The following is a 15,621-nucleotide window of genomic DNA, read 5'->3' as shown; positions in this document are numbered from 1 at the left end:
AAACCTATAACTGTTAGTTAGTAGTCACTAGATGTGACAGTAGTTAACAAGAAGTTTTCGCATACTTTCTTTGCCGAACCCCTAAGAGTTGAAACATATTACTGTATAGAGAATATGCGTCTAACACCTTTAACGATTTCATTTAAAACAACTGGAAGGACAGATAAACCGAGAATAAATAACCAATCATCCCATGTTAATGGAATAACATGGAACCAATCATTGAAGATTGGGGTGTAAACAATGGCAACTTGAATAAGAATGCCGAAAACAAATGAAGCCATTAATAAACGATTTGTAAAAATCCCTACTTGGAACAATGATTTCCTTTCACTTCTTAAATTAAATGCATGAAACAGTTGTGAAATACTCAGTGTCATGAACGCCATTGTTTGTGCATGAATTAATGCTTCACTCGGAATATGTTTTAAATCTAATGTCCATAGAGCACTAGCCCCTGTATACACCTTTAACCCTTCCATAAAAGCAAACAAAGTTAATATACCAATAAGTAAACCATTTCCTATACTAAATGCAATATTTTCTCCAGTGAAAATTTTCTCAGTTGCTGAACGCGGCTTCTCTTTCATGACATCAGGATCATCTGGATCAACACCGAGTGCAATCGCAGGCATCGTATCCGTAATTAAATTCACCCACAAAATATGAATTGCCGTAAGTGGTGCTGGCCAACCGAGTAATATACCAATAAATAAAGCAGCTAATTCACCTAAATTACATGATAATAAAAATAGAATGGATTTTTTTATGTTTTTATAAATATTACGCCCACGTTCAACGGCATGTGTAATCGTAGCAAAGTTATCATCTGTTAAAACAACATCTGATGCCCCTTTTGCGACATCTGTACCTGTAATCCCCATTGCAACCCCGACATCAGCTTCTTGTAATGACGGAGCATCATTCACACCATCACCGGTCATCGATACGATATGTCCCTGGCTTTTCAATGCTTTCACAATTCTTACCTTATGTTCAGGGGAAACTCTTGCAAACACACGAATCGTTCCGACCTTTTCTGCTAATTTTTGATCGCTCATTCCATTTAATTCGACCCCTGTCATCGTTTGATCCTCATGATCGGCAATATGGAGTTCTTTTGCTATAGCAAGTGCTGTTTTTTGGTGATCACCTGTAATCATGATGACAGCAATGCCAGCTTCATGACATTCGGCAATGGCTGGTTTCACTTCTTCGCGAGGTGGATCGATCATGCCTGTTAAGCCTAAAAATACTAAATCTGTTTCATAATCTTTCTGATCAATTTGCCCTGTCACTCGCTTATAAGCTATACCTAAAACACGAAGGGCGTTTTCTGACATTTGATCGACTTGTTTTTCTATCGCTAATTTATCTTCTGTTGTCATCGGACGTGTAGCACCGTTTTTTTCTATTTTAGTTAACTTTGGAAGTAAACGCTCTACTGCCCCTTTAACATAAACAATATGATGTTCTCCTAATTGATGAAGTGTTGACATCATTTTACGCTCCGAGTCAAAGGCCCTTTCATTAAGGCGTGGATATTCATTTTCCAATTGTTTTTTTGAAAGACCAAATTTATCGGCAGCTGCAACCAATGCCATTTCTGTTGGATCGCCCGTATCAAGGGTGGCATCGTTACATAAACTGAACGCATGAATAAACCGCTCAACTGTTTCGTTCTCAATAGAGGTATCTTCTAAACGGTCATATGCACCATTTATATACACATGTGTAACTGTCATTTTATTTTGCGTTAATGTTCCAGTCTTATCTGAGCAAATGACACTAACAGATCCAAGTGTTTCAACGGCAGGCAACTTCCGAATCACAGCATGTTGCTTAATCATTCGCTGAACACCTAGAGCTAACACAATCGTAACAATCGCTGGCAAACCTTCTGGAATAGCTGCTACAGCTAAACTAACCGCTATTAAGAACATATCTAATATTTCCCGACCTTGTAAAAAACCGATTAGAAATATGACGGCTGAAATCGCTAATGCTCCTATACCTAAGATCTTCCCTACTTCATCTAATTTCTTCTGAAGCGGTGTCATTTCTTTTTCTTTATTAGCGAGCATTTTGGCAATTTTACCAATCTCTGTATCCATTCCTGTCTCAAGGACAACACCTGTACCACGGCCATATGTAACTAGTGTGGACATAAACGCTCGATTTTTTTGATCACCTAATTGAACATCTTTTTCAATACTTGTCCAATGCGCATCTTTTTCAACCGCTATGGACTCTCCTGTCAATGAAGATTCTTCAATCTTTAAGTTAGCTGTTTCTACTAAATGAAGATCAGCTGGCACAAATCTTCCAGCATCTAGAATGACAACATCACCGACTACGACTTCCTCTGATGAGATTTCTTGAACAATACCATCACGTTTAACAATGGCATGTGGTGTCGATATTTTCTTTAATTCCTCTAAAGCTTTTTCTGCCTTTGCCTCTTGAATGACACCAATAACCGCATTTAACACAACGACGAGTAAAATGATAATCGTATCTGCTACTTCACCTACAAAAGCCGAAATCAAGGCAGCAATCACTAAAATATAAATCAACATACTGTTCATCTGACGCCATAATAGCGTCAAAACAGATTCCTTCTTCTGTTCATCAAATCGGTTTGGGCCATTTTTTATTAACCGTCTCTTCGCTTCTTCAGTTGACAATCCAGTCTCTACATGGTTCCATTCATTCGTTTCCATTAGGACATCCACCTACTTTTTTTTGTTGATCCGTGCATCTTTTTCATTCCTAATTCCATTTTAACAAGTTTCCCCACATATTGACAAAACGAACCCATTCGTTAAGATGAAAGAAATACCGTTTGAGGTGATCCTGATGAAAATCTTAGTTGATTCAGATGCTTGTCCAGTCATTGATACCATTATAGCTACTGCCAAAACATGTGATACACCAGTCATTCTTGTTAAAAGCCATGACCATTATTCAAATGACATACTTCCTTCTCATGTGAAAACCATTTATGTTGATCCCGGTTTTGATGCGAGTGATTATAAAATCATTAAATTAGCAAATACCAATGATATTGTCGTCACCCAGGATTATGGCTTGGCTTCCCTTCTACTTACAAAAAAATGTCATGTCATTCATCATAATGGTTTTTTGTTTACTGAAGATAATATCGACCGTTTTTTATTAACGCGTCATCTTAGTGCACAAGCGAGAAGGGCAGGGCAAAGAACAAAAGGCCCTAAGCCGTATACGAATGAAAATCGTAACACATTCAAATCGTTGTTAAATCAACTGATCTGTTCACAAAAATAAAATCCCATCTAAACTCTTATTTCAGATGGGATATATAAGGCAGGGCTAGCTTCTTTTAATAACGTGAAAATTATTTTGCAACACCGGCCAGTTTTGTGGAAATGGTTGACCGAGTACCCAATAACTAATGCCACGTAACCCATAGTCCTTGACAACATCATATTTAGCCTGCATGCTCCGCGCATCTTCAAACCAGACTTCATGCCGCTGACCCGTTTCATCAACATAGCGAAAAAATGGTGCCTCATACGTTTCATTGTATTGGATATTCACTCTATGCTCCTTCGCCAACTGTAATGCCCTTTTCGGACTAATTGTTCGAGCAAAAGTCCCTTCTTGCCAAGGTATTCTCCAATCCCTCCCATAAAGTGGTGTTCCTAAAAGAATTTTCTCAGGTGGGATATCTGTTACGGCATAATCTAAGACATCCTTCACTTTATTGATTGGCGCAATCGCCCACGGTGGTCCACCTGCCCAGCCCCATTCATAAGTCATCAATACAACAAAATCAACAATCTCACCATGTGCTTCATAATCATGTGCTTCATAAAGAAGTCCTGGCTGATCAGCTCTTTCTTTAGGGGCTAAAGCGGTTGAAACTAAATAACCTTCTGGATGAAGCCGGGCGACAACCCTCCTAAGAAATGCATTATAATTTTCCCGGTCCTGTGGGTACACATATTCGAAATCAATATTCAACCCTTGATAACCTTTTTCACGCATCGTTTCTAAAATATTCGTAATTAATGTTTCTTGTAATGTTGGATTTCTAAGAATACTTGCTGCTAAATCGGAGTCAAAGCGAGAATTTCTAAAATTTGTAATGACTAATAAGGGCACTGTATTTGTTTCTTCTGCAGCTTCTAATAATAAAGTGTCTTGCATGGTATCCAGTGTACCGTTCGCTTGAACAGCATACATAAACGGAGATAAATATGTGAAATGTCTCCCTAATACGAGAACCTCACCCCTTCCCCCTTCAGTTGTGTCGGTGCTGTAGGCATTCACCTCAGTTGTTGGCCGATTATCAAGTGGAATATTTAGCACTTGACCAACTGCTATTTGTGAAGGATTAGCAATTTGGTTCGCTGCTACGATTTGTTCAACCGATACACCATAGCGCTGTGCAATGGCCCAAATTGTCTCCCCCCTCCTTACAGTATGACGCACTTGTGGGATAACGAGTAAGTCACCTACAAAAATAAGCTCTGGATTCGTTATATTATTCGCCTCACGTAATTGTTGTAATGTCACACCATATTGTGCTGCAATGGCCGATAAACTGTCACCAGGCTTCACAACATATTCCCGATTCGTCTCAGGTATAACGAGTGTTTGCCCAACAACTAATACGTCTGGCTCATCGATGTCATTAACAAGAACGATGTCATCTAGACTAACACCATATCGTTGTGCAAGTGCCGATAATGTGTCACCACGGTTTACGACATGAATTCGCATGATTAATTCCCCCATTTACATTCTCTCCTACCTATGATATTCACCTATTGTTCGTCCAAGTGACAATCATTTTAAGTCTGTCATCTGCTGTTCATATTGCGTTCATATTCCATTCATTCTGTATTCACAATGTCGTTTTAATATGAACATAACGATTGAATGTAGGAGATGATTAAACATGCTGAAACCAATTAGACAGCTTGTTCGTTATACAACGAGTAAAAGAGGGGCAAAAATAACCCTTCTCATATGGCTTATTGCGGCGGTTGTTTTTATAGCCTTTGCTCCGTCAGCAAAAGATTTTCAAGAGAGTAGTTCAGGTGGGAGTATAACCGAAGATATGCCTTCTGAAGTTGCTTTAGACATAGAGAAGGACATGTTTCCATCAAAGGAAGGGCTCACAGCATTGCTCGTTTTTCATGAAGATGACGAAATATCTAAAGCAAATCGTGAGCAAATTAGTCAATTAAGTGAATGGCTCGCTTCAGATAACAAACCCAAAAATGTACAATCAGCTCTGCCTTATCATGAATTTCCAGAACCTGTACAGAAGCAGATGTTTTCTGACGATCAAACGACATTATTATTTAATGTTACGTTAGAAGAAAATTTAGAATCAGATGAGATCCATAAGACATTAGATGACATTTCTAATGAAATAAAGGCGATGGATTTTAAAAACATCCAACTTGAAATAACAGGACCTGCTGGCATATCAGCAGATACGATTACACTGTTTAAAAATGGTGATTTCGTATTAATGATTGCCACGGTGATTCTTATTTTCTTTATTCTTATTCTCATCTACCGTTCACCACTTCTTGCGATTACACCACTCATTATCGCGGGAATTGTCTATATCGTTGTGGATGGAATACTAGGTCTTTCAGGTCAATTCGAACTATTTGCTATAGATGGACAAGCTACTTCGATTATGCTCGTTCTACTATTTGCTGTGTTAACCGATTACAGCTTATTCGTTTTCTCTAGATATCGCGAAGAATTACAAAAGCACTCATCTAAATATACATCGATGTCCGAAGCAATGTATCACGTTTCAGAACCAATCTTCTTTAGCGGTGGAACGATTCTTCTAGCGATGCTAGCCTTATTTGCAACTATTTTTGAGCCATATCATCATTTTGCACCTGTATTTTCAATTGCCGTTCTCATTATAGCGATAGCAGGATTAACTTTAATCCCAAGTATCTTTGCTATTATGGGGCGCCGTGCGTTTTGGCCATTTATACCAGCAGTAAACAAACAAAAAAAGAAGAAAAATACATTTTGGAGTACTGTCGGACAGTTTGTTAAGAAACATCCGGCGACAATCGCTATCTCATTACTTGTAATATTATTTATCGGTGCGAGTCAAGTACCAACAATAAATTATTCATACAATCTACTAAAGACATTTCCTGAGGATATGTCTTCGCGTAAAGGATTTGAACTGTTAGAAGAGAGATATCCAGCTGGACTTCTAGCACCTGTGACAATTATATTAGAATCTGAAACAGAAATTGAAAAAGATGAATTGTTTCTACAACATATTAAGACATTGACAGAGCAGTTAAGCTCTTATGACAATGTAAGTGATGTAACAAACATCACTGATGAAATGGTAACTGGTAAAGAACCACTTCCTACAAATATGTTTTCTGAGACAGATAAGGCGATAAAATTAACACTTACATTAGAAAGTAATCCTTATGACATGGAGTCATTAAACGTCATACAAGCATTACGAGAAGACTCTGATAAACTATTATCTAAAAGCGGTCTATCTAGTAGCCACTATGAATTGCATTTTAGTGGACAAACAGCTGAACAACTTGATATAAAGCAAATGAATCAACGTGATATGATGGTATTATTTCCACTTGTTATTGTATTGATTACGATTGTACTTGCATTCCAAACACGTAAACTCTCATTATCAATTCTAATGGTCGGTACCATTCTATTATCATATGTTGCTTCTTTAGGTTTTAGTTGGACGATCTTCCACTATTTATTAGATTATGATGCGATTGGATATCGTTTACCAGTCTATACGTTCGTCTTTATGGTTGCACTTGGCATTGACTACAATATTATGCTTGTATCAAGGGTACGAGAATTAGCTAAAGAAAAACCGTGGCAAGAAGCGGTTGCATCTGGTGTTGCTATGACAGGTGGAGTTATCTCGTCAGCGGGATTAATTTTAGCAGCAACTTTTGCAGTCTTAATGACTCAACCGCTGGAAGAACTCTTCCTATTTGGCTTTACAATGGCATTTGGTATTTTATTAGACACCTTTGTTATTCGTGGATTTCTCTTACCAGCAATTTTAATTTGGACACACCGTAACAAAGATAAGCAACAGAAATATGTATAAGATTTGATGGAGGTACACTTTCCTGGTAAAGTGTGCCTTTTCTTTATACATGACTTTTTTAGTCATTCTAGTAAAATATGAATAGGTCATAACATTTGTAAATGAGGGAAAAAGATGGACAAGCGAAATCTTAGTTTAAAGCCTTTCTTTTCATTAATTCTATCAACAAATATTCCTAAAGCGATGCTAATTGGCGGATTAATCGGGAGTATTATCACAACATTAACCGGTCTTGTTATCCCATTATTAACGAAAAACTTGATTGACAATTTTTCAATGGAAATGCTCAGTGTTAATATCATTATCGCGATTAGTGTTGTCTTTATTATTCAAGCACTGATTAATGGTATATCCATGTATTTATTAGCCGCTGTCGGACAGAAAATTGTCGCTCACCTTAGAGAAAAAATGTGGAATAAGTTGATTCGGCTCCCTGTAAAATACTTTGATACGACATCAAGTGGTAAGACGGTTAGCCGTGTCGTCAATGACACAGGTGTCGTTAAGGATTTAATCTCTGACCAATTTCCACAGTTTATTTCAGGGATTATTTCAATTATTGGAGCCATTATCATTTTGTTTATTTTAGATTGGAAGATGACACTGATTATGTTTATTTCTGTCCCACTTATGATTTTATTTATGATGCCCCTTGGACGTCGCATGGGGAAAATTTCACGTAAAATGCAAGATGAAACAGCAGTATTTACAGGTGATGTCCAACAAACACTTGGAGAAATTCGCCTAATGAAGGCATCAAACGCTGAACAGACAGAAAAGAAAAAAGGACAACAAGGTATTGAAAGCCTGTTAAAACTCGGATTAAGAGAAGCGAAGGTTTATGCCTTAATTGGTCCACTCATGTATTTAATTATGATGGTTGTTATCGTGACCATTATTTCATATGGTGGGATGCGTGTTGCGAGTCAAACGATGACAACTGGAGAGCTCATTGCCTTTTTATTATATTTATTTCAAATCATTATGCCGATGACATCTTTTGCCATGTTCTTTACACATTTACAAAAAGCAAAAGGGGCCACGGAACGCATTATTGAAATCCTGGACTCCCCTCTTGAAAGCGGACAAAAAGGTCTAGACGTTGATCTAGGCAATAAACCACTTTACGTAAAAAACGTATCTTTTTCATATAAAGAGGAAGAACCCGTATTACAAGACATATCTTTTGAAGCTCATCCTGGCGACATGATTGCTTTTGCTGGTCCAAGTGGTAGCGGGAAAACAACAATGTTCGCTTTAATCGAGCGATATTACGAACCAGATTCGGGTGATATTTTCATCGGTGACATATCGATTAAAGACATCTCTTTACTATCGTGGCGCAGCCAAATAGGGTATGTATCTCAAGATAGCCCAATGATGGCAGGGACCATTCGGGAAAATTTATGCTATGGTTTAGAAGATCAATCGATTTCTGATGAAAAACTATGGAAAGTGACGAAAATGGCCTATGCCGATGAATTTATTCAATCATTTCCAGATGGCTTGGATACTGAGGTCGGTGAACGTGGTGTCAAACTATCAGGTGGACAAAGACAACGCATTGCGATTGCTCGTGCTTTCTTAAGAGATCCAAAAATTTTAATGATGGATGAAGCGACAGCTAGTCTTGATAGTCAATCAGAGGGAATTGTACAGCAAGCTTTATCACGTTTAATGGAAGGACGCACAACATTTGTTATCGCTCACCGTTTATCAACCATTGTCGATGCGGATCAAATTATCTTTATTGACCAAGGTAAAATCACTGGTATGGGGGCACATCATGAACTATTGGAAACACACCCACTATATCGTGAGTTTGCTGAGCAACAGTTAACGTAATCTTTAGGACTCCCCAGAATATCCATAAACCAAAATAAGCAGAGAGACAAGTACTTGTTTCTCGCTTATTTGATTTATTAAAGGATGCAAGAACTATTTTGGTGTTTATTGATTGCAAGTGAGGAGTAAGAATTCAAGTTATAGCACATTGAACACCTCAATGCGAGGCAAGTACTCCGAGAATGAATGAGTTACTAAACATTGAACGACTCAATGCGAAGCAAGTACTCAGAGAATGAATAAGTTACTAAACATTGAATGTCCTTTGAGAGAAATACAAGTAAGTGAAACGCAAAAAAGAGCGTCTTTATGACGCCCAAACGGTGAAGTATTTAAGTGTTTTCGTTATTTACCAATCCTTCCATCATTTTGAGAACCTTTTTAGCACGCTGTTATGACCATAAATGTGGCCATAGATTCCATGGATACACATTTGGTGGTGTCGATGTAAATTGGCGCGTATCTTTTTTTGTTGGATGTTGGAAGGCTATCGCCGAAGACCATAAAGCAATTTGTTCCCCTGGTTGATTGACATGCTGACCATATTTCTGATCGCCGTATAATGGACAACCAATATTTGCAAATTGCACACGAATTTGATGTGACCGTCCCGTATGAAGCTGAATTTGAACGAGACTTAAGTCATTTTTTGTACCGATTACACGGTAATCCAATACCGCTTTCTTCGCCTCTTTATGATTTGATTGCGTGACATAGACGATATTTTTCTGGCGATTTTTTACTAAATAGTCAGTTAATCTACCTTCTGCTTTAGCAGGTCTTCCACGAACAATCGCCAAATAGCTTTTTTCAAATACGCGTCTTCGTACCATATCTGATAGACGTGATGCAGCTTTAGATGTTTTGGCAAAGACCATGACCCCACCGACTGGTCGGTCCAAACGGTGCACTAGTCCTAAATAAACATTCCCTGGCTTTTGATAACGAATCTTAATATCTTGTTTTAATAAAGATAGCAAATCTTTATCTTGAGATCGGTCTTCTTGAACAGGTATATTAACTGGTTTCTCAACGACTAATAAATGATTATCTTCATATATGATTGGTATATCCATAAAAATAGAACTCCCTATTCATGATATCTACATCATAACATACCTTGTCAGCTTTGTTTTCTTTTGGCATAAATATCCTTGACGAAAGCTTCTTTATGATTGGTATATTGAGTGATACCTGTTGAAGATTGCGCCGTATAGTCGCATTTTAATTTTTCATAAGCTGCTTTTACATGAGGATGTTGATTCAAATAATCTCTAAAGAAAATCAGGTCTTCCCATAATTCTCCTTTATAATCGGTCAAATGAATATAATGTGTCTTTACTTCATACGTATCATCTGTGAACTTAGCTAAAACAATACTCTCTGGCCGTTCAACACGTAATCGTAAAAAACCAATGTTCCGAAAAGCAGTGAACAACTCTTCTGTCACTCTTCTAAAATCATCTACCCCGACAACGATATCAATGATTGGTTTAGCTTTTATACCAACGATTGCTGTACTGCCAATATGCTCGATTCGCTCATCGCTCATACCTGTTTCGTGCATCATTTCTTCTTTTACTCTTGCGAATTCCGTCCGCCACTCTGGAAGATACTGAACAAGCCGTACTTCATCACGTTTTAAACCAAGCTTCATCTCATCAGCTCCCTTACTCGATGTACAGACTATCATAGCACCGTCCAAAATAAAGAAACAGTCTATTAATTATATGAATATTATGATATAATAGATATAAGAAAAAGGCGGATATCCGCCTCTTTTTTATTACTTCAGATAAACTGGAACCCACTTTCTTACACTATTAATGAGCCACATACGACTACATCGCTCAAGATCTTCTTTATGAATGACTTTTTCTTTAATTTCCTTTTCCTTTAATAATGAAGAGCGAAATGTGCCTGGTAATAATCCACATTCAACAGGCGGCGTATATTGTGCACCATCCCATTCTACGACCAGATTACCATTCGTAAACTCCGTCAGTTCACCTGCTTCATTCCATAGTAATGTATCATATACATCGCTTACCTTATGCTCTTCATAAACTTTTCGATTCGTTGTTTTATGATAAAGAAAGATATTATCTTTATGAATCGGTGAAGAGGCAATAACAACTCGCTTGCTTTCTTCTGTATCTTTAATCGACTGTCCTTCAACATGAATATCACCTGTTTGTGAAACGAGCAGACGTACTTTCTGAACACCAATCGAGTGCTTTCTTGCGTAATCCTGTAAAGCGCTCTTCACATCACCGATATTGACTTTAACATGAAAATATTCGCTTGATTGTTTAAGACGTAATAGATGTTCTTGTAGAAGGAAAAAGGTCCCTTCCTCTAACCGAAGACTTTCTAGCATGTGAAATTTTGTCTGACTCCGTGTTAAAACGGCTGCTTTCGTAAAAATTTCATCATATTCGTCATCTGCCGTGGAATTAATCGTAATTCCACCACCGACACCATACTCCGCCATACCGTTATCTTTATCTATGACAACTGTTCGAATCGGCACATTAAATACAGCTTCTCCATCTGGTGTCATATAGCCAATCGCACCACTATATACACCACGTGGACTATCTTCTGTATCAGAAATAATGGCCATCGTCGCCTCTTTTGGATCTCCTGTCATCGAAGCGGAGGGAAATAGCGCTTTAAATACATCTGTCATTGTTTTCTCAGCTTGTAATTTAGCCGTTACCGTTGATGTCATTTGAAAAACAGTTGGGTACTTCTCTATATCATATAAACTTGATATTTCAACCGTTCCAGGCTCACTAACACATTCTAAATCTTTACAGAGAAGATCAACAATCATTTTGTTTTCTTGTTTGTTTTTATCAGATTGCTTTAAAGCTTCCAGCTGATATTGGTCTTCCTCAGGTGACCTCCCACGCTTTGCCGTTCCCGCCATGGGCCGAGTGACAATGATATCATTGTTGACACGGAAAAATAGTTCTGGCGATGCAGACAAAATCTGTTGCTCTTCTGTTTCAATATAGCATGTATAATGAGCCGATTGTGCTTTTGTTAATTCATGATAAAAGGAAAGAGCATTTCCCTGGAATGGTGCACGCATGCGAACCGTATAATTCACCTGATTCGTTTCACCTGCGGCTATAGAGCGCTGAATATGCATAAATTTTTTAGCATAATCGTCACGTGTCAAATCAATTTCCCATTGACTACAAGAATATGGTTGTGTCGAGTCCTCTACTTCATTCATCTGTTCCTTTTTTACGAACACACCGAACCAAACAAACGGCTTATGATTCGTCGTTTCAACAACTTTGTACTGTTTATGAAAAGCTGGGGCTGCTTCATACGAAACATAACCTGCAACATAATAACCTGCTTTAAGTGCGGCTTCTACTTGCCTCATAGCTAATAGAACATCTTCCAATTTTTCCGCTATAATCACTTGTTTCGGATGTTTGAATAAGATTGGTTCAGCGGTATGTTGATTCATAAATTCAAAGTAGGCAAACGGTTCTCGTTGTTTCTTTGTCATCGGACCACCTTCTACATATCTATTTTAAAATGAGCTACAAAAAACGTACCACATCTCATCAGCATTGTCGATAACAGAAATAAAAAAACTGGTCGATATGACCAGTTTTCTTAATTGGACGTTGTTTGTGCAGAAGGCGTAGCTACACGAGCAATAACTCCTGTAATAACTAAGACAGTTAATGCTGGAACAAGCCAGCCGAGTCCATCGCCATAAAGAGGTAAGACACTTTTGTAAAAATCAAGAATGGGCTTCATCCAAGCAAATGGCTCAATATCCAACTGAGTACATAATGCTGATAACCCATCAAAAACACTAATTAAAAACGTAACCGCAATCGTTGAAACATAGACAAAGCGAGCATGATGAAATAACGATGATGCAAATGCTAAGATCATAATAACAATTGCTAACGGATATAAGAACATTAAAACTGGAATAGAATATTTAATAATATTCGCTAAACCAAAATTAGCAATGACAAAAGAAAGAGTCGTAAAGAATGTAACAAATGCTTTATAGCTAATTTTCGGAATTAAACGATTAAAATATTCCCCTACTGCCGTCATTAACCCGATACTTGTCGTTAAACAAGCTAGTGTAATTAATGCAGCTAATAAGGCCATCCCTGTTTTACCGAAATAATAAGATGCACCACTACTTAGAACAGCACCGCCTGTGTCAAATAAACCAAATTCACCTGTACTTGTTGCACCTAGATAGGCAATTCCTGTATAAATAACCCCTAAAAGAATAATCGCAAAGAGCCCGGATTTTGCAGTTGCAGCTAATACCCCACGTGTTGATGTAACACCCATTCTCCTGACAGCATCGATAATAATAATCGCAAACACAAGAGAGGCAAGTGCATCCATCGTATTATATCCTTCTTTAAAACCTGTTACAAATGGATTACTAGCATAGTCTCCTTGCGGCTCACCGAAACCACCCATAGGATTGATCGCTGCCATTGTTAATAAAACCAACAATAAAATGATCAGTGCCGGTGCTAAAATCTTTCCAACTCTTTCAACAAGCTTTGCAGGATTTAAGGAGAGCCATAATGTGACACCAAAGAAAACAAGTGAGAACAAGAAAAGTCCCAGTTGAGCATTCTCCTCACCAATAAACGGAGCAAATCCGACATCATAAGCGACAGCTCCAGTACGAGGTGCAGCGAAAAATGGCCCAATTGTCAAATAAAGCAAAGATGTAAACATGATGCCATAGACTGGATGCACACGACTCGAAAGATCCTGCAAGTCTCGACTACCCGAATAACCAATTGCTAAGACACCTAATAACGGGAGTCCGACACCTGTAATTGCAAAGCCAATTACGGCTGGCCATAAATTCTCACCGGCGTATTGCCCTAACTCTGCTGGAAAAATGAGGTTCCCAGCCCCAAAAAACAGTGCAAACAATGTTGTACCTAAAACAAGATAAGAAGAAAACGACATTTTCGAATCCATTATTAGTCCCTCCAAGATGTGTAATTGTTTTTTAGCTCGAAATATTCAGTCTATTTTCTCGAAAGTATGTTTATGACAATTAATATTACTACCTTTTTCGACAAAATACAACGTTTTTGGCATGAAATATTTAATTAATTTAGAAATACTTAAATTTTTGTTATATGTAAAAAATATCCAAAATGCCGAACCACGTGATGCAATAATATTGTTAGGGCTTACATTTTTTTGCGAGATTCCGTCACAATTTAGACACAAATAACCAACAAAAAAGAGAGACTTTTCTAATCCTCTCTTAAATAAAGATCCTATGCGAAAAATAAAAAAACATTTTTGTATAAATGATCTCTCATAGATATTTCAAAGCATTTTTCGTTGTTAGAGTCAATTTTTCTGGCAAGGCTGATAAGCGAAACCATTGAACATCACTAAGTGCATGTGGTTCGTTATTCATCACATGGCCTTTATCGATTGAAGTAAGGAAGGTTGGGGCAACCCAATGTGCCTTTTCTTCTGGTAAAATATGATTTGTCACACAAAGCAGTTTCTCAATAATAATATCTACATTAAGTTCTTCTTTAATCTCGCGAATAATCGCTGCTTCAATCGTCTCCATATAGTCAACTTTGCCACCAGGTAAACTCCAATATCCTGCTTCAGGCGCTTTTTTACGTTTGACTAGTAAGATTGATTGATGATCTTCTGATAAAATAACGGCTCCTACACCTACTCGCGGAATATTGTTTTCCATTTCGCATGCCTCCAAACAATGCTAATTACCTAACTACTTCATCATACAAGAAAAACATAAAAAAGACCTAATACGGGGACTTTCAGTTTAATGAATAACCAATGTGAACTCTTATTGCGAAAAATACGAGACTATGCGTTGAAGACTCAATACAGCCTCTCGCGGGAATAAAACGATACGAGACAACGTATTGGAGCTTCAATACAGCCTCTTATGACAATGAAACGATACGAGACAGTGTATTGGAGCTTCAATACAGCCTCTCATGACAATAAAACGATACGAGACAACGTATTGGAGCTTCAATACAGCCTCTCATGACAATAAAACGATACGAGACAACGCATTGGAGCTTCAATACAGCCTCTCATGACAATAAAACGATACGAGACAACGTATTGGAGCTTCAATACAGCCTCTTATGACAATGAAACGATACGAGACAACGCATTGGAGCTTCAATACAGCCTCTCATGACAATAAAACGATACGAGACAACGTATTGGAGCTTCAATACAGCCTCTCATGGATTAAGTCTATATAATTGTGTAAAAAGAGAATGAGCCATCACAATTCCTGGAACAATGTTTATAACCCAAAAAACATTCAAGGAGGAATTTATGATGACTCAAATTAATTTTACACTAGACTTCGAAAAAATAAAAGACCAAGTGGTTGAATCCAGTTTAAATGAGGTGATTAAATCTGCGATTGTCCTTATTTTGAACGAATACATGGAAAAAGAACCCGATGATTATATGAATAATCAACGCTATGATCGAACTAAAAACAGGCACGACTATAGGAATGGGTACTATGAAAGAGAACTCATCCTTAATATAGGAACAATAAATTTAATGGTCCCACGAACGCGAAG

11 protein-coding genes are annotated in these 15,621 nt (G+C 37.7%); 4 read left to right on the top strand and 7 right to left on the bottom strand.

Features of this window, described 5'->3' with window-relative positions; translation table 11 throughout:
- Positions 1-98 precede the first annotated feature (98 nt).
- Positions 99-2,723, bottom strand: coding sequence for a cation-translocating P-type ATPase (locus tag VIG73_RS06155; RefSeq protein ID WP_331640043.1), 2,625 nt, complete (start codon positions 2,721-2,723; stop codon positions 99-101).
- Positions 2,724-2,859: 136 nt separating this feature from the next.
- Between VIG73_RS06155 and VIG73_RS06150 the strand changes: the two genes are divergently transcribed.
- Positions 2,860-3,306: a YaiI/YqxD family protein gene (locus VIG73_RS06150; RefSeq protein ID WP_331640041.1), complete on the top strand. Its 447-nt coding sequence runs from the start codon at positions 2,860-2,862 to the stop codon at positions 3,304-3,306.
- Positions 3,307-3,351: 45 nt separating this feature from the next.
- Here VIG73_RS06150 and VIG73_RS06145 read toward each other — a convergent pair whose 3' ends face one another.
- Positions 3,352-4,767 (bottom strand): LysM peptidoglycan-binding domain-containing protein, encoded by a 1,416-nt coding sequence (locus VIG73_RS06145; protein ID WP_331640387.1) that lies wholly within the window; start codon positions 4,765-4,767, stop codon positions 3,352-3,354.
- Between the two features lie 178 nt (positions 4,768-4,945).
- Between VIG73_RS06145 and VIG73_RS06140 the strand changes: the two genes are divergently transcribed.
- Together VIG73_RS06140 and VIG73_RS06135 are read left to right on the top strand one after the other, a co-directional pair.
- On the top strand, positions 4,946-7,144 hold the full coding sequence (locus VIG73_RS06140; RefSeq protein ID WP_331640039.1) for an MMPL family transporter: 2,199 nt from the start codon (positions 4,946-4,948) through the stop codon (positions 7,142-7,144).
- Between the two features lie 114 nt (positions 7,145-7,258).
- Positions 7,259-8,989: an ABC transporter ATP-binding protein gene (locus VIG73_RS06135; RefSeq protein ID WP_331640037.1), complete on the top strand. Its 1,731-nt coding sequence runs from the start codon at positions 7,259-7,261 to the stop codon at positions 8,987-8,989.
- A 392-nt stretch (positions 8,990-9,381) separates the two neighbouring features.
- On the opposite strand, the gene VIG73_RS06130 is transcribed toward VIG73_RS06135, so the two are convergent.
- The 5 genes from VIG73_RS06130 to VIG73_RS06110 all read right to left on the bottom strand — a co-directional run bounded on the left by VIG73_RS06130 (position 9,382) and on the right by VIG73_RS06110 (position 14,744).
- Positions 9,382-10,065: an RNA pseudouridine synthase gene (locus VIG73_RS06130; protein WP_331640035.1), complete on the bottom strand. Its 684-nt coding sequence runs from the start codon at positions 10,063-10,065 to the stop codon at positions 9,382-9,384.
- A gap of 47 nt (positions 10,066-10,112) precedes the next feature.
- The gene (locus tag VIG73_RS06125; RefSeq protein ID WP_331640034.1) at positions 10,113-10,646 is read right to left on the bottom strand and encodes a GrpB family protein; all 534 of its coding nucleotides are present in this window, start codon (positions 10,644-10,646) and stop codon (positions 10,113-10,115) included.
- Positions 10,647-10,775: 129 nt separating this feature from the next.
- Positions 10,776-12,521 carry an aminodeoxychorismate synthase component I gene (gene pabB, locus VIG73_RS06120; RefSeq protein WP_331640032.1) on the bottom strand — a complete coding sequence of 582 codons (1,746 nt, stop codon included), beginning with the start codon at positions 12,519-12,521 and terminating at the stop codon, positions 10,776-10,778.
- A 110-nt stretch (positions 12,522-12,631) separates the two neighbouring features.
- Positions 12,632-13,993 (bottom strand): branched-chain amino acid transport system II carrier protein, encoded by a 1,362-nt coding sequence (brnQ, locus tag VIG73_RS06115; RefSeq protein ID WP_331640030.1) that lies wholly within the window; start codon positions 13,991-13,993, stop codon positions 12,632-12,634.
- Positions 13,994-14,342: 349 nt separating this feature from the next.
- The gene (locus tag VIG73_RS06110) at positions 14,343-14,744 is read right to left on the bottom strand and encodes an NUDIX domain-containing protein (RefSeq protein WP_331640028.1); all 402 of its coding nucleotides are present in this window, start codon (positions 14,742-14,744) and stop codon (positions 14,343-14,345) included.
- 623 nt (positions 14,745-15,367) lie between these two features.
- Between VIG73_RS06110 and VIG73_RS06105 the strand changes: the two genes are divergently transcribed.
- Positions 15,368-15,621, top strand: a 254-nt coding sequence (locus VIG73_RS06105) for a transposase (protein ID WP_331640026.1), incomplete at its 3' end; no start/stop codon positions are given.

Source organism: Cerasibacillus sp. (assembly GCF_036516575.1).
Lineage (GTDB): Bacteria > Bacillota > Bacilli > Bacillales > Amphibacillaceae > Cerasibacillus.
Note: the sequence above shows the minus strand (reverse complement) of the source record. Positions and strands in the feature narration are given on the sequence as shown.

What these genes read in the sequence shown, in the direction of transcription:
- pabB (WP_331640032.1), bottom strand. Translation starts at nt 12,521, where the DNA reads ATGACAAAGAAACAACGAGAACCGTTTGCCTACTTTGAATTTATGAAT.
- VIG73_RS06145 (WP_331640387.1), bottom strand. Translation starts at nt 4,767, where the DNA reads ATGCGAATTCATGTCGTAAACCGTGGTGACACATTATCGGCACTTGCA.
- VIG73_RS06155 (WP_331640043.1), bottom strand. Translation starts at nt 2,723, where the DNA reads ATGGAAACGAATGAATGGAACCATGTAGAGACTGGATTGTCAACTGAA.
- VIG73_RS06140 (WP_331640039.1), top strand. Translation starts at nt 4,946, where the DNA reads ATGCTGAAACCAATTAGACAGCTTGTTCGTTATACAACGAGTAAAAGA.
- VIG73_RS06110 (WP_331640028.1), bottom strand. Translation starts at nt 14,744, where the DNA reads ATGGAAAACAATATTCCGCGAGTAGGTGTAGGAGCCGTTATTTTATCA.
- VIG73_RS06130 (WP_331640035.1), bottom strand. Translation starts at nt 10,065, where the DNA reads ATGGATATACCAATCATATATGAAGATAATCATTTATTAGTCGTTGAG.
- VIG73_RS06150 (WP_331640041.1), top strand. Translation starts at nt 2,860, where the DNA reads ATGAAAATCTTAGTTGATTCAGATGCTTGTCCAGTCATTGATACCATT.
- brnQ (WP_331640030.1), bottom strand. Translation starts at nt 13,993, where the DNA reads ATGGATTCGAAAATGTCGTTTTCTTCTTATCTTGTTTTAGGTACAACA.
- VIG73_RS06125 (WP_331640034.1), bottom strand. Translation starts at nt 10,646, where the DNA reads ATGAAGCTTGGTTTAAAACGTGATGAAGTACGGCTTGTTCAGTATCTT.
- VIG73_RS06135 (WP_331640037.1), top strand. Translation starts at nt 7,259, where the DNA reads ATGGACAAGCGAAATCTTAGTTTAAAGCCTTTCTTTTCATTAATTCTA.